This is a genomic window from Pontiella sp. (assembly GCF_041622395.1).
Lineage (GTDB): Bacteria > Verrucomicrobiota > Kiritimatiellia > Kiritimatiellales > Pontiellaceae > Pontiella.
In genome coordinates, this window is sequence record NZ_JBFJYW010000004.1 from 1 (window position 1) to 25,020 (window position 25,020).

A 25,020-nucleotide genomic window follows, 5' to 3' on the forward strand; every position below is an offset into this window, starting at 1 on the left:
CCAGCCGAGCAGGGCGAGTGCGGTGGTGATCCGTAGGCAGAACGTGGCCGGGAAGTAGACCCCTCCGATGATGCGGCGGACCACGTGCAACCGGAACGGAATGGTCAGCACGAAGGTTCCGGCCACGGCGAGGATACCGCCCCAGACGCCCATGTTGCGAAGGACGATCAGGTACCAATCCAGCAGCAGGTTCACCACCAGCTGAAGCACCAGCATCGGCATCATGTTGAGCACCTTTTCCTTGGCCTTGATGGCGGCGGAGAGCGGCATGGAAAACAGGGGCAGCACCAGCACGATGCATAGCGCGGACGCGATATAGCCCGCTTCGTCCATCTTGCCGTCGTAAAGAATGTGGTAGGCGACCGGGCAGAAGAAGGAACCGAGCACGGCAAACGGCAGCGAAACCATCATCAGCAGCTTGTAGTAGGACTTGATCAGCCGGTCGAGGCAGTCGTTGTCTTTCACATAGGCCTCGGCGAACGCGGCGGTGAAGATCGGCAGGAACGCCAGCGGCAGGAAGGTGATGACGGTATAGGGCAGCGTGTAGCCGAGATCGTAGATCCCCGCAACGGTGGTGCCCGCCACGGCGGCGAGGAAGAAGATCTCGGAATATTTGAACATGACCATGCGCAGGATCGAGCTGAGCATGACCGTGCCGGAAAAGGCGAGCGCGCGCTTTTTGCCGATGCCGAACTCCTTGACCTTCCACGGCAGGTTCTTGACGTAGAGGAACAGGGCCCCGGCGCCGATGAGGTAGATCGTACCGACCGCGGCGAGTTGCACGGCGAACACGGTTTCCACTTCCGGGCGAATGGCCAGCCACGACCAGAGGGTTGCGAACCAGATGATCCCCGAGGTGATGGAGAGGATGGCGACCGTGCGCGTCTTGAACAGGGAGGTGAACACCGTGCCGACGTATTCCTTGAGCAGCATCAGCCCGGTCAGGCCGCATGCCAGCTTGAGGTAGAAGCGGAAGTGCTCCACATGCTCCGCCTTGAACAAGCGCTGCAGCGGGCCGGACAGCGAAACGAGCACCACCGAAACCGCCACCACGGCGATGAGCTGGAGCGCGGCGGATTTCCAGAGCAGGTGGATCAGCCCAAAGCGGTTCTTGCGGGCGGCGAGCTCGGGCACATAGCGCATGAGGGCCACGCCCAACCCCAACCCGCAGAGCATGAGCAGGTAGGAGGAGATGTTCACCATCAGGCTGTAGATGCCGTACTTTTCCTTGCCAAGCGCATTGACGGTGAGAATGCTGATGCCGAAATAGAGGAAGAACAGAACCAGCTTGCTCAACACCATCCAAGGAATGCTTCCCATCGCTTCGCGCGAAAAGAATCCCTTGCCCCCCTGTTCCGTTCGTTGGTGTTGGGAATGGTCGTCGGTCATGGGTGTCCGCCGGGTCAGTTTTGCCGGGCGCGCTCGATGCGCCGGGCCATCGATGGATGGCTATGCAACAGGAGCTCGACCCACCGGGCGGGCTCCTTGTTCGACAGGTTTTGGTCGGCCAGTTTTTCGAAGGCGGAGACGAGCGCATCGGGCGATCCCATCGTGGCGACGGCATAGGCGTCGGCCGCGAATTCGCGACGGCGCGAGTGGAGGTTGGCGATCGGCATCGAGACCAGTGAAAAGACGAACAGGCAGAAGATGAAGACCGGCGCGGCGCCGATGTCGTAGATGTGCGGGATGTCGAAGAATCCGGTCAAGGCGAGCAGGCAGTAGTGCGCGATGTAGAAGCCGGCCGTCGCCAGCAGGGAGCCGGTGAGCATCAGGCGCAGCGAATCCCGGTTTTTATAGTGCCCCACCTCGTGCGCGAGAATCGCCAGGATTTCCTCCTGCGAATAGCCGGAGAGCAGCGTGTCGCCGAGCACGATCCGCTTGGTCTTGCCGAAGCCGGCGAAGGCGGCGTTGGCGGTGGTCGTCTTTCCCTCCAGCCCCCACTTGAAGACGCCCACCACCTCGATGCCCGCCTCGCGCATCATCCGGTTGACGGCAATGGAGAGGTCGCCCTCCTCCAGCGGCACGAACTTGTGGAAGAGCGGCATGATGACGACCGGTGCAATGGTCGAAAGGACGACCGCAAACAGGATGTAGAACGCCGAAGCGGACAGCCACCACAGCTCGGGGAACCAGCGCAGAAAGGCATAGATGACCGAAAACAGGATCGTCGCAATCACGAGATCGATCACCAGCGACTTGAAAAAATCGAAGAGCCAATCGCCGACGGTTTCGTTGGAAAGTCCGTAGTGCTGCTCCAGCACATAGTCGCCATAGAAGCCGAAGGGCGACATGAACGCGGCGAAGCCGAACACGGAAACGAGCGTATAGACGGCATTGGTGGCCCACCACATGTTTTCGCCAAAGCGCCAGGCCAACCCATTGGCGAGCGCGGCGGACGCCCCGGAGAACTGGTAGACGGCCAGCAACAAACCCAACACCAGAATCTGCAACAGGAACAGGCGGTTGTGGATGGCGTCGTACTCCTTCGCCATCGCCTCGCGGTCTGTGGGTTCGCGGACCATGCTACAGATCGCTCGTGTAGCCCATGATGGTCAGCAGGCGGTCCAGCTCGTCGTTGTCGTGATAGTCGATCTCCAGCGAGCCCTTGACCTTGCGGCCGTTGGTGAGCGTCTTGGAGGGCGTGATCCGCACCCCGGTGCCGAGGAACTGGTGCAGCTCGTCGGTCAGCGTTTGCAGGTAGTCGCCGGGCAGGTCGGTCTTTTCGGCGCGCGCCTTTTTCGGCGGCAGGGTCAGTTTCTTGACGAGCTTTTCGAGCGCGCGGACCGAAAGGCCATCGCGGATGGTCTTCTTGGCGAGCACCTCTTTTTCCTTGTCGCTTTCCAGCGACAGCAGCACCTTGGCGTGGCCGACCGACAGCAGCTCTTCGGCGACATATTTGCGGATGCCGTCGGGCAGTTCGAGCAAGCGCAGCGCGTTGGCGACCGAAGCACGGGCCTTGCCGACCTGCTTCGCCACCTGCTCCTGCGTCAGGTTGAATCTTTTCTGGAGCACGGCATAGCCCTCGGCCTCTTCGATCGCGTTGAGGTCCTCGCGCTGGAGGTTTTCGATCAGGGCGATTTCGAGCGCCTTCTCATCGGTCGCGTCGATGACGATGACCGGCACCTTGCCGAGCAGCGCGGCCTGCGCGGCGCGCAAGCGGCGTTCCCCGGCAATCAGCTCGAACTTGCCGCCGACCTCGCGCACCAGCAACGGCTGGAGTACGCCATGAACCTTGATCGATTCGACCAGCTCGGTCAGGGCCTCCGAATCGAAGACCGACCGCGGTTGCCAGGGACTGGCGACCACTTTGGCCACCGCCACTTCGCGCACGCCGCCCGCCTCCGGGGCTGGGATGGCCGCGGCCTTTGCCGGAGCCGGTTTCGTGGTGGCCGCCACCTTGGTGGAGCCGTCTTTGATGAGCGCGTCAATACCGCGTCCGAGTCGCTGTTGCTTTCCTGCCATGGGAGATCCTTATCTTCAAATGCTAAAACGCCGCAATAATCCCTGCATAGCGCGCAAAATGAAAGGTTAAAAAGCGCGCCATGCCAGTGAAACCCGTCCGGGCTCAGTCGCCAAGCCGCATGCGGGGCCCGGAGCTCTTCGGGGGCTTGTCCGCCTCTTTGCCGGCCGGGTCCGGGGAGCGGACGGGCGCGGCGGCCAGGTTCTTTTCCGGATAAAAACAGTCGCGCACCCAGACCAGGAAGATGCAGGCCATGATGCCCCAGATGCAACAGACGAACGTGAGCATGGCCGGATTGAAGGCATCGGAATGGCCCAGCTGGACGATTTGCTCCGGCGAATAGCCCATTTGGCCGTAGAGCGTTTCCATGTCCATTTCGGCGAACGTGAGCATCATCGACGAACAGGTCAGCAACACCAGGGCATAGCCCCCCCACCAGGCGTGGATCTTGCGGGTGAACGCGCCCCAGCCCACGTAGCCGAACCCGATCGAAAGCAGGGCAACGATCGCGGCCCCGGGCATTCCCATAACCACCTTGCCGAACAGGAACACGACATAATTGGTGGTTGCGCCCGTGACGATCGAAAAACAGCCCATCGTGGAGATGAACCCCATGGCCAGCAGCGGCAAGGGCACGCGGTCGGTCCAGCAGGGATCGGGGTTCCTCCGCTCGCAGGTGACCCGCACGCCGTTCATGCTATAGAAAGAGATGGCCGCCAGCGGAAAGACGATCTGGAGCACGAACAAAACGAAGATGACAAAATAGAGGGCCGGCATGGCGGCCGTCGGGGCGACCAGCCCCGAATCCATCATGAGGCCGATCAGCTCGGGCAGGATGTAGAGCACGAGCGCAAGCGCAAGCGTTCCGAAAAAGACCGCCGTCCATGCGCCGACCAAAACCAGGGCCCTCGCCCAGCGCTTGGCCTTGATGCTGCCGAGCCCCATCACGGTTAGCCAGCCCGTCAAAAAGAACTGGAAGCCCATTGCGATCCAAAAGTGGGAGGTCTTCAATCCGGCCAGCCCCGAAGCCGAAACCACGATCAGCAGCAACATGGCGAGCGAAAAGCTGAGGACCCCGAGAATGATTTCAAGCACGCCGGCAATCTGCAGCCCCGTCGAGCGATCCTTCTCCGGATCGCCCTCCAGCCAAACCCATTCCCGCGCTTTCCTGAATATGTCGCCCATGGCCCAACGAAACCCCTGCTCTTAAAAAGACAGGGTGAAAGGCGGCCGCGTCCATGGCAAGCCAAATTCTTCGCTGGCCGCCGCAAATATGCCGAGGGCGAACCGGATCGCGGCCCCGGCCAACTCCGCAGGGGCGAAGCGAAGCGAATCGCACCCGTTTTTGACTGGCCGGAAGCTGGCCGGTTGCATAGCCTGTTCGCAACCTACAACCGAGGATGCCCCCATGAGAAAAGGTATTGTTTCGCTATTGCTTGCAACCGCCGCATGCCTGCTGGCCGCGAATGCCCAGGCCATTGGAAAAACGGGCTTCACCGCATATGGCACCTACTGGAACGGAGACGACTCGGGCTACGGCTACGGCGTCAAGGCCACCAAATCGCTGCTCGACATCCTGTTTGCCGATGCGCGCATCGGCTACCTCAACTTCAACGATTCCGACACCGAGGTGATACCGCTCGAAGCCTCGATCAACGTCGGCCTGCCCGGGGTCATCACCCCCTATGCCGGGGTCGGCGCCGGCTACTACTTCATCGACGGCCCCATGGGCAACAACGCGGCGGGCTACTTCGGGCAGATCGGCGTCGAGATTTCCATCGCCATGTTTGGGGTGCTGGCCGAAGTGCGCTACCACGACCTGGCGGAAAATGCGTTCGACGGCCCCTCCGCCAGCCTCGGCATCCTGCTGAAGTTCTAGCCCCGAACGGGAACCCGGAACCGCTACCCGAAGGTGGAGAGCACCTCTTGGTAGACCTCGAAATCCGCGTCCGAGAAGCAGACGCAGTAGACCTGCTTGACGCGACTGCCTTCATCCAAGGCGCGGAAAATTTCCGAAAGGGCGATGCCGCAGGCGCGCTCGAACGGAAACCGGTAAACGCCCGTACCGATGCACGGAAAGGCAATGGAGTTGATCCGGTGCTCCTCGGCCAGTTGCATCGCGGTACGATAGCAGGAGGCCAGCAGCTGGTCCTCGCCGTGGGTTCCGCCGCGCCAGACCGGGCCGACGGCGTGGATCACGAACCGCGCGGGCAGGTGGTAGCCCTCGGTCAGCTTGGCCGACCCCGTCGGACACCCGCCCATCATGGCGCATTCCGCCTGCAGGCGCGGCCCGGCCGCCCGGTGGATGGCCCCATCCACCCCGCCGCCGCCCAACAGCGTCGTGTTGGCCGCATTCACAATCGCGTCAACCTTCAGCGTCGTGATATCGCCTTTGATTATCTCAACCATCGTGGGTAGGATCATGCCCCTCGCAAGGAGGCATTTCAAATGGAAACCATCCGGGCATTCATTGCGGTCGACGTAGGCGCCGAGATCCGGGCGGCGCTCGACGCCCTGCAGCGCAAACTCAAGAAAACGCATGCGAACGTGCGCTGGGTGAAACCAAGGAACATGCACCTCACCCTCGCCTTCCTCGGCCATCTCGCGCCGGAAAAAATCGAGCCGCTGGGCAGAGCCCTCGATGGCGCGCTCCGGGGGCAGGCGCCGTTCGAACTGGTTGCGGCAGGCACCGGAACCTTCGGCAAACCAAGCCACCCGCGTGTCGTTTGGGCGGGCATCCACGAATGCCCCGCCCTTTTGCAACTGCAAACCGGCGTGCTCGCGGCCCTGCGGGATGCAGGCGTCGATTACGACGACAAGCCCTTCTCGCCCCACCTGACCCTCGGCCGCGTCAAGGGTCCCGAACATACCGAATCCCTGTTGCAGAAGGTCGGGAACTTCAAGGATTGCGAACTGGGCCGCACCCCCGTGGACGCGGTCGAACTGATCCAAAGCCTGCTCACCCCCCACGGCGCGGAGTATGCCGTGCTGCACCGAGCCGAAATGTAGCCGCGCGCCGTCAGTCGAAGGTGGAGCCGTTCCAGCCCCAGTGGTCGCGCTCGAGCGATTCGAAGGTGACGTAGATCCGCCGGGGAGAGATGCCGAGGTGGTCGTTCAGCAGAACGCAGAGCTTCATGGTGATCTCGTGGTTCACCACCCGGTTCAGCCCGCCGAGGCTTTTGACCTCCGCATGGACCGCGGCGCCCGGTGCGCCGGACATCAGCATTTCGGCCCGGCTTGAAACGACCATGACATACTTCTCCGGCTTACCGATCGTTTCGGCGATCATGGTTGAGATCTCCTCGAGCAGCGGCCCCGGAATCTCGAGGGTGGATTTCAGGTTGATCAAGGGCATGGCGGCCTCCTAGTCCAGTTGGTTTGGCACGGCGAAAGTGTACTGCGCCGCCGTTTGGTTCCGCAAGGCGGAAACATAGGGCGCAATGATGCCAAGCGCCTCGTCCCGCCCGCCGGCAGGCAAGGCATCCAGCCAGGAATCAATGTCGATGCGTTGCCAAGGCGCGCCCTTTTCGTTCGGCGCCACGTGGCGCAGGAACGAGGAATAGTGCGCGGGGTAGGCCTGTTTCAGGGCGCGCATCATCCGATAGGAAAGCGCGTAGGGCTCGCGGCGCGACCGCATGAAGTGCCGCTTCCAGTCGCCCCAATCCAGGCCCTGCGCGGCACAGACCTCTTCGGAAAAGACGGTGGCGATTCCCTCCATGTACCAATCGGTGATGTGCGCGTTGACCAAGTGGCAGCATTCGTGCCCCAGCAGGGCATAGTAGTTGGGGTGCCCGGGATCGACCCCGATGTAGACGACGAACACGCCGTTGGTGGAATCGATGCACTCGGTGAGCGAAAAATCCTGGCCGATGCGGTAGCGACCGGCGGCCTCGGTCTTGCGCGAACGGCGCAGGATGATTTGGCCGACGGGGATGGCCGGATCGCCGAATTCGGCCACCGCCATCTCCAGCGCACGATCGATGAATTGTTCCGAAGCGGGATCTTCGATGGGTTGGTAGGCGTCGTACCACGGGCCCGGCGGCCGTCCGTCGATCATCGACGAGCAACCGGAAACAAGCCATAGCAAGAGCGCGGCCCCCGCAAACGTTGACAGCCGGCGGCCCATCGCCGCCTACCCTTCCATCAACTCTTCGATACGCTCGCAGACGAGATGCATCATGGTTTCGTGGCCTTCCTGGATGCGCGGCGTGTGCGTCGAGCACGAGACCACCAGCGCAAGGTCGGACAGCCCCAGGATCCGCCCGCCCGTCCCGCCGGAAAAAAGCACGGTCCGGATGCCCATCGACCGGGCGGCCTTGAACGCCAGCCGGATGTTTTCGGAATTGCCCGAGGTGGTGAAGCCCACGAGAAGATCGCCCTCCCGACCGAGCCCGAGCACCTGTTTTTCATAGACCTCGTTGAAGGAAAAATCGTTGCCGATGGAGGTCAGCACGGCGGCGTCGGTGTTGAGCGCCAACCCGGCATAGGGGCGGCGATTCATCAAGAAGCGGTTAACGAGCTCCCCGGCGAAGTGCTGCGCATCGGCGGCGCTTCCGCCGTTGCCGCAGGCCATGATCTTGTTGCCGGCCTTCAGGCACGCGGCCATCGCCTGCGCGACCTGCTCCACCGCAGGAGCCAGTTCGCCGAAAACCTGATCCGAGACGGCGCGCGCCTCGGCTTGAATTTTTTGCAGATCCATGGTCGGTCTATTCCGCCTTGTCGTCGTCTTCGACGTGCTTGGCGGGATCGCCAATGATCTCCGCAACCTTTACGGTGATGCTCCCAATCCCTTCGATCCCGAGCGATTCCCGGACGCTTTCCCGGACGCGATGCTGCAGCACCTGGGTCAGTTCCGGAATCTTGTTGCCGGAAAGCACCTTGACGCTGATGGCAATATCGACGACGCCCTTGCCGTGGATCAGCCGGCTATCGATGCTTTTAACCGCGGCAAACTCCTTGCCGACGCGCTCGATGAAATCCTTGATGGCCTTGGTGCTGATCCCCACGGTGCCGTCTTCGGACTGAAAATCGATGAACTTTTCCTTTTTCACAAAAAGGCGCGTCAACCAGCCCAGCAGCACCGAGGCAACCATCACGCCGCCAAGCGCAAGGCTTCCGACGGGCGATGAAAAGACTTGGCTGATTCTCGCCCCGAATTCACGGTCAATCGTGTTGCCGTAAATCAGGCACCCGCCGACGACCAGCAGGACCGTGTTTGTTATGATGCTACCCATACGGGATCGCGCCTTCATGGATTAGCCCTCGATTTTCTTTTCGCCCGGGCAGCGGATGCCCTGGACCACGACGTTGACCGCAAAAACCTGCTGCCCGGTCATGCCTTCGACCGCGGTCTTGACGGCGGACTGGAGCTGGACGCAGATTTCGGGAATATTGACGCCGAACTCAAGCACGACCGTCAGGTCGATGGTCAGGAGTTCTTCGCTTTCCTTGCCGATCCGGATCCCCTTGTCCTTCGGCTTCTTTCCAATCATGCCGGCGATCCCGTCGGCGAGGGACCCCTGCAACTCGGCCACGCCCGGCACCTTTTTGGCGGTTTCGTGCGCGATGATGGCAATGACATTGTTGTTGATGCTGATCTGGCCATATCCGGAACCGGAGGTCTCGGTGACCACGAGGTCCTTGGCGTCCACCCCATCGATGTCTGCTTGATTATCCATAGTGGAATCTCCTTGTCGGAACTTAGTCGTTCAGAAAAACCTCGTGCATGAACTTTTCAAGGTAGGCCGTGTTGTAGGTGCCCGCCATGAAACGGCCATCCACCATCAGGGCTTCCCCCAACGGCACCGAGGTGTTCGGCCCGTTAATGGTGAACTCTTCAAGCGCCCGGCGCATGCGCATGATGGCCTCCTCGCGATCCTTCCCGTGGGCGATGATCTTGCCGATCATGCTGTCGTAGTAGGGCGAGATCGTGTAGCCGGAATAGACATGCGAGTCGATGCGGATGCCGGGTCCACCCGGGAAATGCACCGCCTCGACCGGACCGGGCGAAGGCGTGAAGTTGTTGTAGGGATCCTCGGCATTGACGCGGAACTCGATCGCGTGGCCGGTAATCCGCAACTCGTCCTGGGTGAACGAAAGGCGTTCGCCGGCGGCGACGCGGATCTGCTCCTTGAGCAGATCGATGCCGGAAACCGCTTCGGAAACGGTGTGCTCCACCTGGATGCGGGTGTTCATTTCCATGAAGTAGAACTGTTTCGCGGTTTCGTCGTAGAGGAACTCGAGCGTGCCGGCGCTATCGTAACCGACGGCCTTGCCGGCCTTGACGGCCGCATCGCCGAGCGCTTGGCGCTCTTCGTCGGTCAGCGTGGGGCACGGGGCCTCTTCCACCAGCTTTTGGTGGCGGCGCTGGATCGAGCAGTCGCGTTCGCCGACGTGGCAGACGTTGCCGTGCTTGTCGCCGATAATCTGTACTTCGACGTGGCGGGCCGACTCGATGTATTTTTCCATGAACAGGTCCGGATTGCCGAACGCCGCTTCGCCTTCGGAGGCGGCGGCCATGAAGCCCTGCACCAGCGAAACATCGTTGCGCGCCACGCGCATTCCCTTGCCGCCGCCGCCGGCCACCGCCTTGAGCAGCACCGGGTAGCCCATCGACTGGGCCAAATGCAGCGCTTCGTCGGAATTCTTGAGGATGCCGTCGGAGCCGGGCGTGATCGGCACGCCGGCGGCCTTCATGGTATCGCGCGCAATGGCCTTGTCGCCCATTTGGCGGATGCAGTCGGCGGAGGGGCCGATGAAGGTAATGTTGCAGTTCGCGCAGATCTCGGCGAAGTGGGCATTCTCGGCGAGGAACCCGTAGCCGGGATGGATCGCGTCGACATCGGCGACTTCCGCGGCGCTGATGATGTTGGTGATTTTCAGATAGCTTTCCTTCGCGGAGGCGGGCCCGATGCAGATGGCTTCGTCGGCCATCTGGACATGCAAGGAATCCGCATCGGCTTCGGAATACACGGCGACGGAACGCACGCCGAGTTCCTTGCACGCACGAATGATGCGCAGGGCGATTTCGCCGCGATTGGCGATCAGTACCTTATTAAACATGGGCGTTCCCCTTACTTTGGTTCAACGAGGAAGAGCGGCTGCCCATACTGAACCGGAGAGGCGTCCTCCACGAGGATCTTCTTGATGATGCCCTTCACATCGGCCTTGATTTCATTCATGACCTTCATGGCTTCGACGATGCAGACGACGCTATCCACCGTCACCTCGGAACCGATCTTCACGAAGGCCTCGGCCTCGGGGGAAGGTTTGCCGTAGAAGGTGCCAACGATCGGGGACGGGATTTCAATCAATCCGTCGGATTCGTCGGTTTCGTTGGCGGCCGTCGAGGCCGTTGCGGGGGCCGCTGCTGCCGGAGCGGCGGCCATCGGTGCCGCGGCCGGGGAGGCATACACCACTTGGGGCTCGTTGCTGCCGCGCTTCATGGCCAGCTCAAAATTGTCCTCTTTCATCGCGAATTCGCTCAGGTCGTTGGCCTTCATCATTTCTGCGATGCGTCTAATATCCTTGATTTCCATAGTCACCCTCTCCTGGTTAAAAAAAGCTTTAACTCGGTAAACTAAACTAAATTTAGTCACCTATGCCTAGTCCTAATGCAAAACTAGTGAATTGTCGAAAGCGTGTCCAGATTGGGCACGGCCGCCTCGTCGATTCAATGGGTCGCCAAATGCAAACCATTTGAACGGGAAGCGGGATGAATCGACAATGCTTTGCCACAACCGCAGCAACGCCGGCGGCCGCCGGGGCGGTCGCAAGCCCATCCCGCAAGAGCCCCGGCTACGAGCGCCAGACCGTCGACCGGCAATACAACCAAGGACCATGACCATGAAAACGGATTCAGGCAAACCAACCGCCCATCGCAGAGCCTTTATGGCCACCGGCATCGCCACGGGAGCCGGGCTGACCATTCTTCCGAGCCGCGCGCTCGGCGCCGCGGGCGACAAGCTCAACATTGCGCTGATCGGCGCCTATGGCCGCGGACGGCAACACTACCACGATCTGGGCACCCAGAACGTCGTCGCGCTCTGCGATGTCAACCGGGAATTTTTGGCCATTGCCGCCCAGGAGTTCCCCGCCGCCAAGCACTATACCGACTGGCGCAAATGCCTGGATCATGCGGGGCTGGATGCGGTCGTCATCTGCACGCCGGACCATCATCACGCCTTCATCTCCATCTGGGCGATGAACCGCGGCCTGCACGTCTACTGCGAAAAACCGCTGGGCGACTGCGTGGCCGAGGCGCGCGCCGTCCGCGCGGTCTACCTCAAGAACAAGGGTAAACTCGCCACCCAGCACGGCACCCAACGCCATGCCGAGCCCAACTTCGACCGCATCGCGGAAATGATCAAGGACGGCGCCATCGGTGAGCTGAAGGATGTGCATGCCTGGGGCAACCGCACGCACGACAAGACCGCCTACCTCCCGGCCGCAGGCAATCCCCCGGCCCACCTCGACTGGGAACAGTGGATCGGCCCGACCCAGTGGCACCCCTTCAACCCCGACTACCTGGACGAACGCCCCGGCCGCGGCTGCCTGAAATGGAACATGTACGACGATTTCGGCAGCTGGCAGATCGGCGACATGGGCAGCCATACCGTGGATATCGCCTGGAACGCCATCGAAGCCGACCGCCCCACCAAGATCAAGGCCTTTGGCGACGACGTCAACCCCGACGTCTGCCCCTCGGCCCTGACCGCCATCTTCACGATACCCCCCAATGATTGGCGCGACGAAATCCGACTGGTCTGGTATCAGGGCGGCCCCATGCCCAAATCGCCGTTCAGCCCGCTCGACCTCTCAAAGATCGGCCACGGCGCCATGTTCAAGGGCACCAAGGGCATTTTGGTGGCCGACTTCAAAAACCGCATCCTGATTCCGATGGGCAAGGACACCGACATGACCTACTACACCCCGCCCCACAAGGCGCGCGCCCCGATCGGCGGGTTTATGCAGCAATGGTTCAAGGCCTGCAAAACCGACCTCAAGACCGACTGCGATTTCGACTATGCGGGCCGCATGATCGAAACGCTCATGCTGGGCCTCGTGGCCCACCGCGCCGGAAAAGAGCTGACCTACGACGCCAAAGCCGGCAAGGTGCTCAACGATGCGGCGGCCAACGAATTCCTCTCCAAGAACTACCGGGAAGGCTGGACGCTCAACGGCTAAAGAATGCAGGTCGGTCCGCCCTTCGGCGGCCCCGCCATGGAAGCCGCCGGAAGGCGGGACGACGAACAAAAGGATCAAACCATGAAAACCGTGCAAACCCTCATCCTATCCACCCTCCTCGCCACCGCCGCCTTCGCGGAGGGCGAATGGAAATCGCTCTTCAACGGGAAGGACCTCGACGGCTGGATCGTCAAGATCGCGAAGTCGGAGATGGGAGCGAATCCCGGCAACATCTTCCGGGTCGAGGATGGCTGCCTGACGGTTTCGTACGCCGACTTCAACAAGACCTTTGCGGGCGAATTCGGGCACCTCCATACCGCGAAGGCCTATACCAACTATCAATTCCGTTGCGAATACCGCTTCATCGGCAAACAGGTCGAAGGCGGCCCGAAATGGGCCTACGCCAACAGCGGCATCATGCTCCACTGCCCCCACCCCTCCAACATGGCGATCGTGCAGAGCTTCCCGAACTCGGCCGAGTTCCAGCTGCTGGGCGACACCCGCACCACCGGATCGCTTTTCACGCCGGGTTGCGTGGTCGACCAAGACGGCAAGGAAGTAAAAGGAGCGGTCAAGAGCACCGTCCCCTCGAAACCGTTCGGCGAATGGGTCAAGGCCGAGGCCATTGTGAAAGACGGCAAGATCCAGCACTGGGTGAACGGCGAACTGGTGATGGAATTCGCCAATCCCCGCTTCGACGACGGCACGCCGATGGTCGGCGGGCACATCGCCCTTCAGGCCGAGAGCCACCCCTGCCAGTTCCGGAACATCGAGATCAAGATCCTGGATTAGTTTTGCGTTGTCTCCACGACGGAGGATGGATTTAATCCGGTCATGACGAAACGACGTTCCACCGTGCTGTTGCTAACGCTTTTTGCGATCGTTTGCCGCGGCGACGATCTGGTCCGGCTGGACGGCGCAAAGCTGGCGGACTACGGCGGGAACGACGGCGACAGCTTCATGATCGAACACAAAGGCAAGAAGCAGGTTGTTCGGCTCTACTACGTCGATTGCCCCGAAACGCATGCCAGCACGGAGACCGACGCCCGCCGCGCCCGCGACCAAGCCAACTATTTCGGGCTCTCCGACAGCAAGCAGGTTTTCTTCTACGGCAAAGCGGCCACCGCGTTCACCCGGCAACAGCTGGCCAAACCCTTCACCGTGCACACCGCCTATGCCGACGCGCTCGGGCGCTCCCCCGGCGGGCGGGTGTTCGCCTTCGTCACCACCGCCGACGGCAAAGACCTTGCCCGGTTGCTGGTCGAGAACGGACTGGCCCGCTCCTACGGCTACCGCCGCCAACTTCCCGACGGCACCCACTACAAGGAAGCCCAGGCCCGCCTCGACGACATGGAAACCGCCGCCGCCCTGAAAAAGATCGGCATCTGGGAACGGACCAACCCCGACCGGCTGGTCGAACTGCGCGCCTCCACCCGCCTTGAAGAAGCGGAGCTCCACGCCATCGCCGAGGGCAACCTTCAGGAAAACCGGAAAATAAACATCAACAGCGCCCCCGCCGAAGAACTTGAAACCATCCACGGCATCGGGCCGGCAACCGCCAAACGCATCATCGAACTCCGCCCGTTCAAGAACGCCGACGACCTCGACCGCATCCCGCGGCTCCCCGCCAAAACCAAGGCCAACCTCATCGAGCGAGCCACGTTCTGACGCGATCGTCTCCAACCGTACCTGCGGGATGAGTGCGGAAAACTTCCGCTGCGTTGTTCGACTCCCCCGAGCAGCAATGCGCCGGGCAGAGTTTAGGCGCCCTATTCGGACAGCGTGAGCACTTCGGGGGCGATCTCGGCAATCATATCGCGGCAGAGCTGGCTCACGTGTTCGGACGACGAGGAAACGAGCGCCCGTTGGGCCAGTTCGATGGCGCCGGAATAGTAGAGTTTTCGGATGACGTCCTTGATCAGCGGAGCCTGCGAGGGGCTTACGCTAAGCTCGTCCACGCCCAACCCAATCAGCAGCGGAACCAGCCACGGCGTGGAGGCCATCTGCCCGCAGACACACGTCCAGAGCCCCTGCCGGTGGCTGACCTTCACCACGTGGTCGATCAAGCGGATAATCGCCATGTGGGTCGGCTTGTAGAGATGCGCCACGTTTTCATTGCCGCGGTCGACGGCCATCGTGTACTGGATCAGATCGTTCGTGCCGAGGCTGAAAAAGCTGACGTGCGGCGCAATGAGGTCGGCAACCAGGGCCGCGGAAGGCACCTCGATCATCGTGCCGATCTGGATCTCCTGGTTGAACGGAATGCCCTCCTTGCTCAGCTCCATCATGCATTGCCGCAGCAGGGTGTTCGCATCCATCACCTCCTGCGCACAGGAGACCATCGGATACATCATTTTCACGTTGTCGTGCACGCTGGCGCGCAGAATGGCGCGCAACTGCGTTTTGAAAAGTTCGGGGTGCGACAGGCAGAGGCGGATCGCCCGGTCGCCCAGGAAGGGGTTGAGTTCGTCGGGCATCTCGAAGCCGGCCGGCAGCTTGTCGGCGCCGAGGTCCAGCGTGCGGATTACGACCGGAGACGGATATTGGCTGGTCGCCGCTCGGGTGTAAGCCTCGGCCTGCGCATCCTCGTCCGGAAGCGTGTCGACCCCGAGAAACAGGAATTCCGTTCGGAAAAGACCGATGCCCTTCGCCCCGCGCGCGCCGACGGCGTCGAGCTCTTCGAGCAATTCGATGTTGGCCGTGATCGGCACCAGATAGCCATCGCGCGTTTGCGGCGGCTTGTCGCGCAGGGTATCGAGCTCCTGCATAATCTGTTCTTGCTGATGGGCCCGCTTTTCGTAGTCGAGCAACCGCTCTTCGGTCGGGTTGATGAACACCACGCCCCTCGCGCCATCGATCAGCACCGTGTCGCCGGAGGCGACGACCGCCGTGATGTTGTGCAGGCCCACCACCGCCGGAACCTCCAGCGCCTTGGCCATGATGGCCGTATGCGAAGTGGAGCTGCCCAGATCGGTAATGAAGGCCCGGACCATCGATCGGTCGATGCTGGCGGTGTCGGAGGGCGAAAGGTCATGCGCCACCACAATACAGGGCTCGGCGATCTGGCGCATCTGATCGAGCGATTCGCCGGCCAGGTTGGCCAGGATGCGTTTGGTGACATCGCGGATGTCGGCGGCGCGCTCGGAGAGATAGGAATCCTGCACCTTGGAAAGCATGTCGGCATAGCGGTTGGAGACCGCCTGCAACACGGGCTCTACGTTCAGCAGGTCCCGTTTGATGGCGCGGATGACGTCTTCGATGAAGGTGCGGTCATCGACCACCAGGATGTGCGCGTCGAAAATGCCGGCATGCTCGTCGCCAAGCACCTCCGCCACCTTTTTCTGGATATGCTTGATCTGGTCGTGGGTGGCGATCAGCGCCTCTTCGAAGCGGGCGATCTCGAAGGGGATCTCGGCGGGCGTGATGGATCGTTGGACGGCCTTGTCGGTATGCGGGGCAAGCAGCTGGGCTTTGCAAACGACGATTCCCGGGGAAACCCCGATCCCCTTCAGCGAAATCTCGCTCTTTGCATGCGTTTCGTACACCGCAATCAATCCTCGTAGAACTTGTTGACGAACAACTCCTCGATCTCGGCCATGGCTTCGTGCGCATCCTCGCCCGCCGTCGTCACGGTCATCGTGCTCCCGGGAAAGCCCTCGATCGTCATCAGCCCCATAATGCTCTTGCACGATACCTTGTTCCCATCTTTTTCAATGAAAATATCGCACTCATACTTCCCCGCCGCCTTGACCAGCAACGCCGCCGGCCGGGCGTGGATCCCGTATTCATTGAGCACCTTGAACTTTTTGACGAGCTCCTCAGACATACTGCACCCGTCCTCTTGTCAAACGCGTGATGATTTTTTCGTCCAGCTCCTTGGCGGCATCGTGGCCGAGTTCCTTGAGCTTCTGGTTGAGCGCGGCGACCTCGACAATGTTGGCCATGTCGCGCCCGGAGCGGACGGGCAACGTGATGCAGGGCACCTGGACGCCCATGATTTCGACGCTGGCCGGCTGAATGCCGGTGCGGTCCTCATTGCCGGTCGGCGCCTTCAATTCGATCACCAGATCCAATTCGGTCTGGCGGCGGATGGCGGCCACGCCGAATAGGCTGGGGACGTGGATAATGCCGATCCCCCGGATTTCCATGTGGTAGCGGGTGACCTCGTTGGCCCAGCAGACGATCCTGCCTCGGCTGGAGCGCCGCACTTCCGTAACATCGTCCGAAACGAGGCTGTAGCCGCGCTCGACCAGCGAAAGCGCCGTCTCGCTCTTGCCAATCCCCGGATCGCCGCGCAGCAACACGCCGATGCCCATCAGCTCCATGCAGGTGCCTTGGATGCGCTCCTGCGGGGCCGTCAACTTTTCCAGCAACACGGTGCATTCGTTCACGAAATTCATCGTGACCATCGGGGTGCGCAGCACGGGCACCTTGTGGAGCTCGGCCAGTTCGAGAATCTCCCGCGGCGCCTTGCGGTTGCGCGTGATCACGATGCCCGGAATCTGTTGTTCGAACAGCTCCACCAGCCGGCGGACCTTTTCCTCCTGCGAGAGGCTTTTCAAATAGGTGAATTCGGCCAGGCCGAATATCTGCAGGCGCTGGTTCGCGAAATACTGGAAGAAACCGGTCAACGCCAGCCCCGGACGGTTCATGGCGGTTTCCGGAAGCTTGCGGTCCAGATGTTGCGCACCGGCCACAATGCTCAGCGACAATTTCTCGCGGCCCTCATCCCATAATGTCTTAACGGTTATCGACACAAGCGGTCTCCTGAAAAGTTACGGTTATCTCTTATTTGCAAGGAATGTCCAAGCCCGAAACACCCAACTTCGAAAGAAGTTCCAATTCATAAGCCGGATGCGGAACCGCGGGTATCCGAATCCGGTTGCTTCGGGAGCGTCCTTTATTTGTGGTGATCCTGCACTTTATCGCGCTGTTTGCGCATTTGGCGTTCGGCGTGCTCGATGGAGCGGTCGATGGCGTCGTAGAGGTTTTCGGATTTCTCCTCGGCAGTGATGCGGATGTGGTTCGCGCCCTGGATGATGACTTCGGCCACCTTGTCGCGGCTTTCCGTATCGAGAACGACCTTGATGTTTTCTATTCGAGGGAACCCGCCCAGACACCGTTCAAGCTTCTCAACCACATGGGCCTTCACGTTGTCGGTTACATTTAAATGCCGACCGGTAATGCTTACTTGCATGGCTTGCTCCTTTCGTTTGCTTTACATACTGAACCGCGGTCCCAGATAAAGCTCGCGGCTCACCTCGTCGTTTACCAAAAAGTCGCTGTTCCCCTCGCTGAGCACCTGCCCTTCGCACAACAGGTACGCACGGTCGACCACGGCCAGCGTTTCGCGCACATTGTGGTCGGTAATCAAAACCCCCAGCCCTTGGTCGCGCAGGTCGCGGACGATGTCCTGCACATCGTTCACCGCCAGCGGGTCGACCCCGCTGAAGGGTTCGTCGAGCAGGATGATCGAGGGATTCGTGACCAATGCGCGCGTAATCTCGAGCCGGCGGCGTTCCCCGCCGCTGAGCGTGTAGGCGCGCTGACTGGCCAAATGGCTGATTTTAAGGTCGTTGAGCAGGCGATCGAGCCGCAGCTTGCGCTCCTTTTGGGAGATCGGCAGGGTTTCGAGGATGCTCATCACGTTTTCGCGCACCGTCAGTTTGCGGAAGATGGAGGGTTCCTGCGAGAGATAGCCCATGCCCATGCGGGCGCGCTTGAACATCGGCGTGCGGGTCACGTTCTTGCCGTTGAAGAAGACCTTGCCGCTCGTCGGGCGCACCAGGCCGACGATCATATAGAAGCTCGTGGTTTTCCCGGCCCCGTTGGGACCCAGCAGCCCGACGATTTCGCCGGCCTTCACATTGATCTCCACTTCGCGCACGACCTTTCGGCCTTTGTATGCCTTCGCCAGCTTTTCGGTCCGGATCAGATAGGTGTCTTCGGTTGCCATCTATTTATCTATGTCTTTCAGGAATTTCGCTTTGGTTTCTTCATCGAGGTAGAGCAAAACGCGGGCATTGGGCTCGCAGACCATCCGTCGGGGTTCGAGCCATATATTGATCCGGTCTCCAGTCATCACGTGTTGTCCTTGCTTGACCTTCGGTTCCCCCTCCAGCGAGAATTTCTTCTCATCCGCATGGTAGGTTGCGCGGCGGGCCAATGCCTTCCTGTCATCTGCTTGGATTATTACCTCGCCAAGCGCTTCGATCCAATCAATTTCGCGATCGTCTTTTAAGAAAACCTTCACATTATCGCAGTTCATTGCGGCGCGCGGATCGCGCAGGCGGACGTTGCCCATCAGCTCGGCCAAACGCGTTGCTTCGTCGAAAACCACCCGGTCGGCCCGGATTTCGGTGTCGCCCTCGCCCCCCGAAGGCACGCCGTCCATCTCCAGCCCGGCGGCGCCCTTCACCACCAGCAACGCATTGGGCTCGCAAACCATTCTGCGCGACCCTTTGATCCAGAGTTCGATCCGCTCGCCCGACAGGCTGTTCGCCTCGCTGGAGGCCACCGCCCGGCCCTGCAATTGCACGAATCCGCTGCGGTAGTCATAGATCGCCTGCTCCGCCGAAGCGGTGCGGTTGCTGCTGGAAAGATCGACGCCGCCCTTGGCCTCGACGTATTCGAGCTTGTTCGAAACCGAAAAACGCCCCACCAGACTACCGGCCCGCAACGTGCCCTGGTCATCTTCGACCACGACGTTTTCATCCATCCGCACATAGTTGCGGGCGTGGTCGAGCACCAGGCGTTCGCCCGTCAAAAGCGTTTCGCCCGCTTCGCGCCCGATCGCCTTCATCTGCGCCAGCCGCGCAATGAACGCATCGAATTCGCCCTCGAGCGCCGTCGGCGTGCCGCCCGAAGCCGGCGGCCCGGCGTCGGCCGCCGCGCCCTGGATCGGATCGTCGGCCAGTGCCTGGATCTGCGCCCACTCCTCCGCATCCGGGTCCGACCGCTCCCGCTTCGAGCAAGAAGCGCCCAGCAACACGCAACCGCACACCCCAACGATTCCGAGGCGATGCATCACAGCTCCACTCCCTTCATCTCGCGGGCGCCGGCCTTCACGAGCACCTTGGATTCGTGGAAAATCTCGAATTTGTTGTCGGCGGAGGAAAACCGGAACCCCTTGCCGGTGACGGTCATCTGCTCCAGATCGATCAAGACGTCGCCGTCGGAATAGACCAACAGGATTTTTTCGCCGTCTTGCTCCACCACTTTCGTGAAGCATTGCGGCGCGAAGATCGAAGCGAACACCTTGCGGTTTTCGAACACATCGATGCGCATATTGGTCACGTCGACCGACTTGTCGTCGAGCACGCGGGCATAACCGCCGTAAATCTGCGCCTTGAGGTTGCCCTCGTCGTCGTAGTACGGCGCGCGGACCCCCGCCACCTCCATGCCGGACTCCATGAATTCGTCCAGCTTGCCGCCGGCGGGCGCCTTGCCGGCCGGCTCCGCTCCGGCGGCGAACACCAGCGAGAGGACAATCAGATGGGAAACTACGCTTTTCATCTACAGCTCTATATAAACAGAAGGCCGCAAAGGACGCAAAGTAATCATACCCTGCATCTTTGCGGCCGCTGCGTGGTTGGCGCCAACCAATTCCCGCTAGCCGACTTCGACGATGCTCGGCGTGTAGTCCGCCGGGGGCTCGTAGCCGAGCAGCGTAATGCAGGTGGCCGCCAGATTGGCGATCCCCGGGTCGGCCACATCGGCCTTGCGCGCCTTGGCAACGCCGGACGGATCGTAGACGATGGCCGGAACCGGGTTGAGCGAGTGCGCGGTCTTCGGCTTGCACTTGCCTTCGTCGTCGAGCTTCAGCGTGCCCGTCTTCTTGTCCAGCTCGCACATGTCGTCCGAGTTGCCGTGGTCGGCCGAGCAGACCATGATGCCGTTGGTTTCGCGGATGGCTTCCATGATTTTGCCAACCCCTTCATCGACGGCCTCGACCGCCACCTTCACCGCCGCAAAGTTGCCGGTATGGCCAACCATGTCGCCGTTGGGGAAGTTGAGGCGGATGAACTTGTACTCCCCGCCCTTGATCGCGTCCACGACCGCCTGGGTGATTTCGTCGGCCTTCATGCGCGGCGCGTCCTCGAACGGGCAAACGTCAGAGGGGATTTCCTTCCAGGTTTCGGTTGCGAACTTGCCGGAGTTGTTGCCGTTGAAGAAATAGGTCACGTGGCCGTATTTCTGGGTTTCGGAGATGGCGAACTGCTTGACGCCCGAGTTGGAGAGGTATTCGCTCATGGTGCGGTCGATGGCGGGCGGCGTGACCAGATACTTTTCCGGAACGCCGAGGTCGCCGTCGTACTGCATCATGCCGGCATAGATGACGTCCGGCTTCGGGCCGCGGTTGAATTCGGTAATCTCGTCGGCTTCGAAGGCCTTGGTGATTTCCAGCGAGCGGTCGCCGCGGAAGTTGAAGAAGATAACGCTGTCGCCGTCGACGATCGGGCCCACCGGGGCGCCGTCGCGCTCGATGATGAATGCGGGCAGGTCCTGGTCGAGGATGCCCGGCTTTTCGGCGCGGAAGGTTTCAACGGCTTCTTTCATGGTGGCGAATTTGCGGCCTTCGGCTTTCACGTGGGCTTTCCAGCCGCGATCGACCATGCTCCAGTCGGCGTCGTAGCGGTCCATCGTGATGTTCATGCGGCCGCCGCCGGAGGCCACGCAGTAGTCCACCGAGCCGTCGGCATTGATGCCATCGAGAAACTTGTCGAAGCGCTCGACATATTCAAGCACGGAGGTCGGCGGCACGTCGCGGCCGTCGATGAGCGGATGAATGCGGGCCTTCTTGACGCCCTGCTCCTTGGCCTTGAGCAACATGGCTTCGAGGTGGTTGATGTTGGAATGGACGTTGCCGTCGGAGAAAAGGCCGATGAAGTGCAGTGCGGAACCCTTTTCGTTCACGTTGGAAACCAGCTCCTTCCAAACGTCCCCTTCGAACATGGAGCCGCTCTTGATTGCCTTGCCCACCAGCGCCGCGCCCTGGGCGAATACGCGCCCGCAACCGATCGCGTTGTGGCCGACTTCCGAGTTGCCCATGTCGCCGTCGTCCGGCAGTCCCACGGCAACCCCGTGCGCCTTGACCTCGGCGTAGACCGCGTTTTCGCGCAGCCAGTCCAGATTCGGGGTGTTCGCAATTTTGACATAGTCGCTGTCCGGGTTCTTGCCGATTCCGACACCGTCCATGATCACCAGCACAACGGGCCCTTCCGGACCGCCAAACGCCTTTTTCTTCTTCAATTGTTCCATTTCAATCATCTCCGTCGCTCCGATTCCGGAGCAGTTATTTGTTCATGGCTAACGATCCTCGGGGGTTTCGGCATGCCTTGCGGCCTGTACCGACGACGATTCACCAATCCCGATTAACTGAAATTTCCCGCCGCGCGGGGCATTTCCTCAAAAGTCGGGCAAATATGCCTCCCAGGCCCCCTGATGGCAAAATAATTACGGCACGAAGGTTTAAACGGCGCGGGGCGAACGCGGTCTATCCCAAGCAAACGCCCCCGCCGCCCCCGGCACGGGCTTGGATTTATTGTTTTGCACGGCGCCGTTTTGCCCCTGTACGCTATTTGTCGAAGGGGAAGACGGGAGCTTCCGTTTCCGGCGAAAAACAGGCGCCGGATCGAACCACAGCAAGGAGAACCATGATTGTTCGGGAAATACAACCGGGATCCGCCGAGTTTGCCGCGGAGTGCGCGCTCCGGCATCGCGTGCTGCGCGAACCCATCGGCCTATCGCTCTACGACGAGGATCTCGAGGCCGAGAAAAGCCAACTGCACTTCGGGCTATTCGATGCCGATGCGGAGTTGGTCGCCTGCGTCATTGCGGTCGCGACGCCCCCGAGCCGGGCCAAGATCCGGCAAATGGCCGTTGAGCCGCGGCATCAAGGAAAAGGGCTGGGAAGCTTTCTGCTCGCCACCGTCGAGGGGCTGCTCTCGCAGCGGGGCCTGACGCAACTCTCGCTGCATGCCCGGATCGCCGCCACCGGATTCTACGAAGGCTTGGGCTACGCGGCCGGCGGCACCCCCTTTCTCGAAGTGGGCCTCCCCCATATCGCGATGCACAAGCGCCTGGACGAGCCGCCAACGGCAACGACCGGGCCCCGGAACCCCCCCGCAACCCGCCGGAATGCAGGTTAAAGCGGGCTTGTTTTGACACGCCTATCCAGATATGGTTCGGCCCCAAATTGTACCAAAGGATTTCGATGAGAGCCAAAACCCACTTGCTTGCCGTTTCCCTTCTCCTCTTGCCCATGCTTGGCAGCTGCGAGCTGGAAAAAAGCGACCTCGACGTAAAGAAGATCACCCGCTCGGTAGCCTATTCGCTCCCGGTTTTCCACCTCAACCAGTTGCCGATGGATACGCATATTTCGACGAACGCCTTCAAGCTGTTCATCGACTCGCTCGATCCGTCGCACTGCTATTTCCTCCAACCCGACATCGACCGTTTCAGCGAGGACGCCAAAAACCTCCACAAATACCTGCGCAAGGGCAACATCGACTTCGCCCACGACGTTTTCAACACGTTGTCGGAACGGATCGAAAACCGCATGGATTTCACCGAGCAGCAGCTTCAACAGGGATTCGACACCACGCTCGACGAGGCGTTCCTCTGGGACCGCAAGGACGAGCCCTGGCCCAAGGACGAGGCCGAGTGGGACGACCTGTGGCGCAAGCGCCTGAAAAACGAATATGTCTCGCGGCTGGTCTCCAAACAGGTCTACGCCGACGCCCAAACGGCAACCAACACCGTCGAAAACCTTGAAACCAACCGCGTCGCCGGCGCCGCAACCGAAACCACCAACACCGTGGCGCGCGCGAAATCCAGCGATACGATCGAAAACGAAAACCTCAGCCCGGAAGAGTTCATCCTCGAACGCTACAAGCAGTTCAACCTGATGATGGAAACGTTCGACGAAGAGATGCTGCTCCAGCGCTACCTCTCCTCCTTCTCGCTGGTCTACGACCCGCACTCCGATTACATGTCGCCCAGCAGCGTCGAGGACTTCGACATCAACATGAAGCTCTCGCTCGTCGGCATCGGCGCAATGCTGCGGTCCGATGACGGGGCGGCCAAGATCGAGCGCATTATCCCGGGCGGCCCGGCCGACCGGGACGGGCGCCTCGAAGCCGGCGACAAGATCATCGCCGTCGGCGACGGTACCGGCGAGCCGGTGAGCATCCTGCACTGGCCCCTCTACAAAGCCGTCCGCCTCATCCGCGGCGACGAGGGCTCGACCGTCGTGCTCACGATCATCCCCGCCTCGGACCGCTCCGGAACCCGCACCAAGAAGATCGACCTCGTCCGCGAGGAAGTGAAACTCGAAGAGCAGGCCGCCAAAAGCGAGATCAAGACCCTGACGACCGACGACGGCAAAACGCGCAAGTTCGGCGTCATCCTGCTCCCCGATTTCTATGCCGACTTCCAGGCCACCAACAAAAACAAGAAGGATGCGCGGCGCGCCTCCACGGATGTCCGCCGCCTGATCAACGAGCTGACGCCCGAAGGGATCGACGGCCTCGTGCTCGACCTGCGCAACAACGGCGGCGGCTCGCTGGTCGAGTCCATCGAAACGGCCGGCCTGTTCATCTCCTCCGGCCCGATCGTTCAGGTCAAGGAGCGCAACGGCATCCAGGTACTGCCCGACGCCGACCCCGAGATCAGCTACGACGGCCCCATGATCGTGCTCGTCAACCGCCTCAGCGCCTCCGCCTCCGAAATTCTGGCCGCCGCACTGCAAGACTACAAGCGCGCCCTCATCGTCGGCGACCGGCAGACCCACGGCAAAGGCACCGTCCAGACCCTCATGACGCTCGGCGACCGCAAAGGATCGCTCAAGCTGACCACGGCCGGGTTCTACCGCATCAACGGCGGCTCCACCCAGCTCAAGGGCGTCACGCCCGACATCGTCATCCCCTCCTACCTCGATGTGATGGATGTCGGCGAAGACTCGCTCGAGCATGCGCTGCCCTGGGACACCATCCGCCCGGCCATGTACCGCACCTACGGCGACCTCTCCAAACTGGTCCCGATGCTGGCCGACCAGTCGAACGACCGCATTGAAAACAGCGAAGAGTTCACCACGTTCCTCGCCAAACGCGAGCGGCTGAAGCAACGCTACGAAACCAAAACCGTCTCCCTCTCCCTGGCAGACCGCGTGGCCGAAGCCGAGGCCGAAAAGGAACTCGACGACATCCAGAGCGGCGCGTTCCTCGACGAGGACAACGACGATAAGAAGGACGACATCATCCTCGATGAAACCCTGCACATTCTCTCCGACCTCATCGACATGCAGCAGATGACCGAGACCTCGCAGGTGATCGCGCCCAACTTCAGCGAAAAATAAGCGATTGCCGAAGGCG

Annotated in this window: 28 protein-coding genes; 8 read left to right on the forward strand and 20 right to left on the reverse strand. The window is 61.3% G+C overall.

What is annotated here, in order from left to right; translation table 11 throughout:
- The 4 genes from ABYO54_RS00510 to ABYO54_RS00525 form a co-directional block, all read right to left on the reverse strand.
- Positions 1 to 1,389 (reverse strand): oligosaccharide flippase family protein (locus ABYO54_RS00510; RefSeq protein ID WP_372805845.1); only part of this gene is annotated, 1,389 nt, incomplete at its 3' end.
- A 14-nt stretch (positions 1,390 to 1,403) separates the two neighbouring features.
- Positions 1,404 to 2,522 (reverse strand): M48 family metallopeptidase, encoded by a 1,119-nt coding sequence (locus tag ABYO54_RS00515; RefSeq protein ID WP_372805847.1) that lies wholly within the window; start codon positions 2,520 to 2,522, stop codon positions 1,404 to 1,406.
- A gap of 1 nt (position 2,523) precedes the next feature.
- Complete coding sequence (locus tag ABYO54_RS00520) at positions 2,524 to 3,462, reverse strand: ParB/RepB/Spo0J family partition protein (RefSeq protein ID WP_372805849.1); 939 nt, start codon at positions 3,460 to 3,462, stop codon at positions 2,524 to 2,526.
- Between the two features lie 103 nt (positions 3,463 to 3,565).
- Entirely contained in the window at positions 3,566 to 4,645 is a 1,080-nt protein-coding gene (locus tag ABYO54_RS00525) for a hypothetical protein (protein ID WP_372805851.1), read from the reverse strand.
- A gap of 223 nt (positions 4,646 to 4,868) precedes the next feature.
- Here ABYO54_RS00525 and ABYO54_RS00530 point away from each other — a divergent pair, with 223 nt between their 5' ends.
- Entirely contained in the window at positions 4,869 to 5,339 is a 471-nt protein-coding gene (locus ABYO54_RS00530) for a hypothetical protein (protein WP_372805853.1), read from the forward strand.
- Between the two features lie 23 nt (positions 5,340 to 5,362).
- Here ABYO54_RS00530 and ABYO54_RS00535 read toward each other — a convergent pair whose 3' ends face one another.
- Positions 5,363 to 5,869 carry an O-acetyl-ADP-ribose deacetylase gene (locus ABYO54_RS00535; RefSeq protein ID WP_372805855.1) on the reverse strand — a complete coding sequence of 169 codons (507 nt, stop codon included), beginning with the start codon at positions 5,867 to 5,869 and terminating at the stop codon, positions 5,363 to 5,365.
- 39 nt (positions 5,870 to 5,908) lie between these two features.
- Between ABYO54_RS00535 and thpR the strand changes: the two genes are divergently transcribed.
- Positions 5,909 to 6,469 carry an RNA 2',3'-cyclic phosphodiesterase gene (gene thpR, locus ABYO54_RS00540; RefSeq protein ID WP_372805857.1) on the forward strand — a complete coding sequence of 187 codons (561 nt, stop codon included), beginning with the start codon at positions 5,909 to 5,911 and terminating at the stop codon, positions 6,467 to 6,469.
- Positions 6,470 to 6,479: 10 nt separating this feature from the next.
- Here thpR and ABYO54_RS00545 read toward each other — a convergent pair whose 3' ends face one another.
- Genes ABYO54_RS00545 through accB form a run of 7 tightly spaced genes read right to left on the reverse strand, consistent with a single transcriptional unit; the run spans position 6,480 to position 10,998 of the window.
- Positions 6,480 to 6,815: a phenylpyruvate tautomerase MIF-related protein gene (locus ABYO54_RS00545; RefSeq protein WP_372805859.1), complete on the reverse strand. Its 336-nt coding sequence runs from the start codon at positions 6,813 to 6,815 to the stop codon at positions 6,480 to 6,482.
- Between the two features lie 9 nt (positions 6,816 to 6,824).
- The gene (locus ABYO54_RS00550) at positions 6,825 to 7,586 is read right to left on the reverse strand and encodes a hypothetical protein (RefSeq protein ID WP_372805861.1); all 762 of its coding nucleotides are present in this window, start codon (positions 7,584 to 7,586) and stop codon (positions 6,825 to 6,827) included.
- 6 nt (positions 7,587 to 7,592) lie between these two features.
- A complete protein-coding gene (locus ABYO54_RS00555) occupies positions 7,593 to 8,159 on the reverse strand; it encodes an SIS domain-containing protein (protein ID WP_372805863.1) in 567 nt (188 codons plus the stop codon).
- A 7-nt stretch (positions 8,160 to 8,166) separates the two neighbouring features.
- Entirely contained in the window at positions 8,167 to 8,694 is a 528-nt protein-coding gene (locus tag ABYO54_RS00560) for a hypothetical protein (RefSeq protein ID WP_372805865.1), read from the reverse strand.
- Positions 8,695 to 8,715: 21 nt separating this feature from the next.
- On the reverse strand, positions 8,716 to 9,138 hold the full coding sequence (locus tag ABYO54_RS00565) for an Asp23/Gls24 family envelope stress response protein (protein ID WP_372805867.1): 423 nt from the start codon (positions 9,136 to 9,138) through the stop codon (positions 8,716 to 8,718).
- Between the two features lie 22 nt (positions 9,139 to 9,160).
- Positions 9,161 to 10,522: an acetyl-CoA carboxylase biotin carboxylase subunit gene (accC, locus tag ABYO54_RS00570; RefSeq protein WP_372805869.1), complete on the reverse strand. Its 1,362-nt coding sequence runs from the start codon at positions 10,520 to 10,522 to the stop codon at positions 9,161 to 9,163.
- A gap of 11 nt (positions 10,523 to 10,533) precedes the next feature.
- Positions 10,534 to 10,998 carry an acetyl-CoA carboxylase biotin carboxyl carrier protein gene (gene accB, locus ABYO54_RS00575; RefSeq protein WP_372805870.1) on the reverse strand — a complete coding sequence of 155 codons (465 nt, stop codon included), beginning with the start codon at positions 10,996 to 10,998 and terminating at the stop codon, positions 10,534 to 10,536.
- 176 nt (positions 10,999 to 11,174) lie between these two features.
- Between accB and ABYO54_RS00580 the strand changes: the two genes are divergently transcribed.
- The 4 genes from ABYO54_RS00580 (at position 11,175) to ABYO54_RS00595 (ending at position 14,314) form a co-directional block, all read left to right on the forward strand.
- Complete coding sequence (locus ABYO54_RS00580) at positions 11,175 to 11,303, forward strand: hypothetical protein (protein WP_372805872.1); 129 nt, start codon at positions 11,175 to 11,177, stop codon at positions 11,301 to 11,303.
- Positions 11,304 to 11,305: 2 nt separating this feature from the next.
- Positions 11,306 to 12,646: a Gfo/Idh/MocA family protein gene (locus ABYO54_RS00585; RefSeq protein ID WP_372805874.1), complete on the forward strand. Its 1,341-nt coding sequence runs from the start codon at positions 11,306 to 11,308 to the stop codon at positions 12,644 to 12,646.
- Between the two features lie 81 nt (positions 12,647 to 12,727).
- A complete protein-coding gene (locus tag ABYO54_RS00590) occupies positions 12,728 to 13,438 on the forward strand; it encodes a DUF1080 domain-containing protein (RefSeq protein ID WP_372805876.1) in 711 nt (236 codons plus the stop codon).
- A gap of 42 nt (positions 13,439 to 13,480) precedes the next feature.
- Positions 13,481 to 14,314, forward strand: a complete 834-nt coding sequence (locus tag ABYO54_RS00595; protein ID WP_372805878.1) for a helix-hairpin-helix domain-containing protein — start codon at positions 13,481 to 13,483, stop codon at positions 14,312 to 14,314.
- 101 nt (positions 14,315 to 14,415) lie between these two features.
- On the opposite strand, the gene ptsP is transcribed toward ABYO54_RS00595, so the two are convergent.
- From ptsP to gpmI, 8 genes are all read right to left on the reverse strand, one after another.
- The gene (gene ptsP, locus ABYO54_RS00600; RefSeq protein ID WP_372805880.1) at positions 14,416 to 16,191 is read right to left on the reverse strand and encodes a phosphoenolpyruvate--protein phosphotransferase; all 1,776 of its coding nucleotides are present in this window, start codon (positions 16,189 to 16,191) and stop codon (positions 14,416 to 14,418) included.
- 5 nt (positions 16,192 to 16,196) lie between these two features.
- Entirely contained in the window at positions 16,197 to 16,472 is a 276-nt protein-coding gene (locus ABYO54_RS00605) for an HPr family phosphocarrier protein (protein WP_372805882.1), read from the reverse strand.
- Positions 16,465 to 17,403 carry an HPr(Ser) kinase/phosphatase gene (gene hprK / locus ABYO54_RS00610; protein WP_372805884.1) on the reverse strand — a complete coding sequence of 313 codons (939 nt, stop codon included), beginning with the start codon at positions 17,401 to 17,403 and terminating at the stop codon, positions 16,465 to 16,467. The genes ABYO54_RS00605 and hprK overlap by 8 nt, the downstream gene beginning before the upstream one ends.
- A gap of 143 nt (positions 17,404 to 17,546) precedes the next feature.
- Positions 17,547 to 17,843 (reverse strand): ribosome hibernation-promoting factor, HPF/YfiA family, encoded by a 297-nt coding sequence (hpf, locus tag ABYO54_RS00615; RefSeq protein WP_372805886.1) that lies wholly within the window; start codon positions 17,841 to 17,843, stop codon positions 17,547 to 17,549.
- Between the two features lie 21 nt (positions 17,844 to 17,864).
- A complete protein-coding gene (gene lptB, locus ABYO54_RS00620) occupies positions 17,865 to 18,602 on the reverse strand; it encodes an LPS export ABC transporter ATP-binding protein (protein ID WP_372805888.1) in 738 nt (245 codons plus the stop codon).
- Positions 18,603 to 19,673 (reverse strand): LptA/OstA family protein, encoded by a 1,071-nt coding sequence (locus ABYO54_RS00625; RefSeq protein ID WP_372805890.1) that lies wholly within the window; start codon positions 19,671 to 19,673, stop codon positions 18,603 to 18,605. It lies immediately after the preceding gene.
- On the reverse strand, positions 19,673 to 20,161 hold the full coding sequence (locus tag ABYO54_RS00630) for a hypothetical protein (protein ID WP_372805892.1): 489 nt from the start codon (positions 20,159 to 20,161) through the stop codon (positions 19,673 to 19,675). Before ABYO54_RS00630 ends, ABYO54_RS00625 begins: the two co-directional genes overlap by 1 nt.
- A gap of 96 nt (positions 20,162 to 20,257) precedes the next feature.
- The gene (gene gpmI / locus ABYO54_RS00635; protein ID WP_372805903.1) at positions 20,258 to 21,907 is read right to left on the reverse strand and encodes a 2,3-bisphosphoglycerate-independent phosphoglycerate mutase; all 1,650 of its coding nucleotides are present in this window, start codon (positions 21,905 to 21,907) and stop codon (positions 20,258 to 20,260) included.
- 395 nt (positions 21,908 to 22,302) lie between these two features.
- On the opposite strand from gpmI, the gene ABYO54_RS00640 reads away from it, so the two are divergent.
- Complete coding sequence (locus ABYO54_RS00640; RefSeq protein ID WP_372805894.1) at positions 22,303 to 22,797, forward strand: GNAT family N-acetyltransferase; 495 nt, start codon at positions 22,303 to 22,305, stop codon at positions 22,795 to 22,797.
- A 65-nt stretch (positions 22,798 to 22,862) separates the two neighbouring features.
- The gene (locus ABYO54_RS00645) at positions 22,863 to 25,004 is read left to right on the forward strand and encodes a carboxy terminal-processing peptidase (protein WP_372805895.1); all 2,142 of its coding nucleotides are present in this window, start codon (positions 22,863 to 22,865) and stop codon (positions 25,002 to 25,004) included.
- The last annotated feature ends 16 nt before the right edge of the window (positions 25,005 to 25,020 follow it).

Coding starts and splice junctions, on each gene's coding strand:
- ABYO54_RS00515 (WP_372805847.1), bottom strand. CDS start 2,522: ATGGTCCGCGAACCCACAGACCGCGAGGCGATGGCGAAGGAGTACGAC.
- ABYO54_RS00520 (WP_372805849.1), bottom strand. CDS start 3,462: ATGGCAGGAAAGCAACAGCGACTCGGACGCGGTATTGACGCGCTCATC.
- ABYO54_RS00525 (WP_372805851.1), bottom strand. CDS start 4,645: ATGGGCGACATATTCAGGAAAGCGCGGGAATGGGTTTGGCTGGAGGGC.
- ABYO54_RS00530 (WP_372805853.1), top strand. CDS start 4,869: ATGAGAAAAGGTATTGTTTCGCTATTGCTTGCAACCGCCGCATGCCTG.
- ABYO54_RS00535 (WP_372805855.1), bottom strand. CDS start 5,869: ATGGTTGAGATAATCAAAGGCGATATCACGACGCTGAAGGTTGACGCG.
- thpR (WP_372805857.1), top strand. CDS start 5,909: ATGGAAACCATCCGGGCATTCATTGCGGTCGACGTAGGCGCCGAGATC.
- ABYO54_RS00545 (WP_372805859.1), bottom strand. CDS start 6,815: ATGCCCTTGATCAACCTGAAATCCACCCTCGAGATTCCGGGGCCGCTG.
- ABYO54_RS00550 (WP_372805861.1), bottom strand. CDS start 7,586: ATGGGCCGCCGGCTGTCAACGTTTGCGGGGGCCGCGCTCTTGCTATGG.
- ABYO54_RS00555 (WP_372805863.1), bottom strand. CDS start 8,159: ATGGATCTGCAAAAAATTCAAGCCGAGGCGCGCGCCGTCTCGGATCAG.
- ABYO54_RS00560 (WP_372805865.1), bottom strand. CDS start 8,694: ATGGGTAGCATCATAACAAACACGGTCCTGCTGGTCGTCGGCGGGTGC.
- ABYO54_RS00565 (WP_372805867.1), bottom strand. CDS start 9,138: ATGGATAATCAAGCAGACATCGATGGGGTGGACGCCAAGGACCTCGTG.
- accC (WP_372805869.1), bottom strand. CDS start 10,522: ATGTTTAATAAGGTACTGATCGCCAATCGCGGCGAAATCGCCCTGCGC.
- accB (WP_372805870.1), bottom strand. CDS start 10,998: ATGGAAATCAAGGATATTAGACGCATCGCAGAAATGATGAAGGCCAAC.
- ABYO54_RS00580 (WP_372805872.1), top strand. CDS start 11,175: ATGAATCGACAATGCTTTGCCACAACCGCAGCAACGCCGGCGGCCGCC.
- ABYO54_RS00585 (WP_372805874.1), top strand. CDS start 11,306: ATGAAAACGGATTCAGGCAAACCAACCGCCCATCGCAGAGCCTTTATG.
- ABYO54_RS00590 (WP_372805876.1), top strand. CDS start 12,728: ATGAAAACCGTGCAAACCCTCATCCTATCCACCCTCCTCGCCACCGCC.
- ABYO54_RS00595 (WP_372805878.1), top strand. CDS start 13,481: ATGACGAAACGACGTTCCACCGTGCTGTTGCTAACGCTTTTTGCGATC.
- ABYO54_RS00605 (WP_372805882.1), bottom strand. CDS start 16,472: ATGTCTGAGGAGCTCGTCAAAAAGTTCAAGGTGCTCAATGAATACGGG.
- hpf (WP_372805886.1), bottom strand. CDS start 17,843: ATGCAAGTAAGCATTACCGGTCGGCATTTAAATGTAACCGACAACGTG.
- lptB (WP_372805888.1), bottom strand. CDS start 18,602: ATGGCAACCGAAGACACCTATCTGATCCGGACCGAAAAGCTGGCGAAG.
- ABYO54_RS00625 (WP_372805890.1), bottom strand. CDS start 19,673: ATGCATCGCCTCGGAATCGTTGGGGTGTGCGGTTGCGTGTTGCTGGGC.
- ABYO54_RS00630 (WP_372805892.1), bottom strand. CDS start 20,161: ATGAAAAGCGTAGTTTCCCATCTGATTGTCCTCTCGCTGGTGTTCGCC.
- gpmI (WP_372805903.1), bottom strand. CDS start 21,907: ATGGAACAATTGAAGAAGAAAAAGGCGTTTGGCGGTCCGGAAGGGCCC.
- ABYO54_RS00640 (WP_372805894.1), top strand. CDS start 22,303: ATGATTGTTCGGGAAATACAACCGGGATCCGCCGAGTTTGCCGCGGAG.
- ABYO54_RS00645 (WP_372805895.1), top strand. CDS start 22,863: ATGAGAGCCAAAACCCACTTGCTTGCCGTTTCCCTTCTCCTCTTGCCC.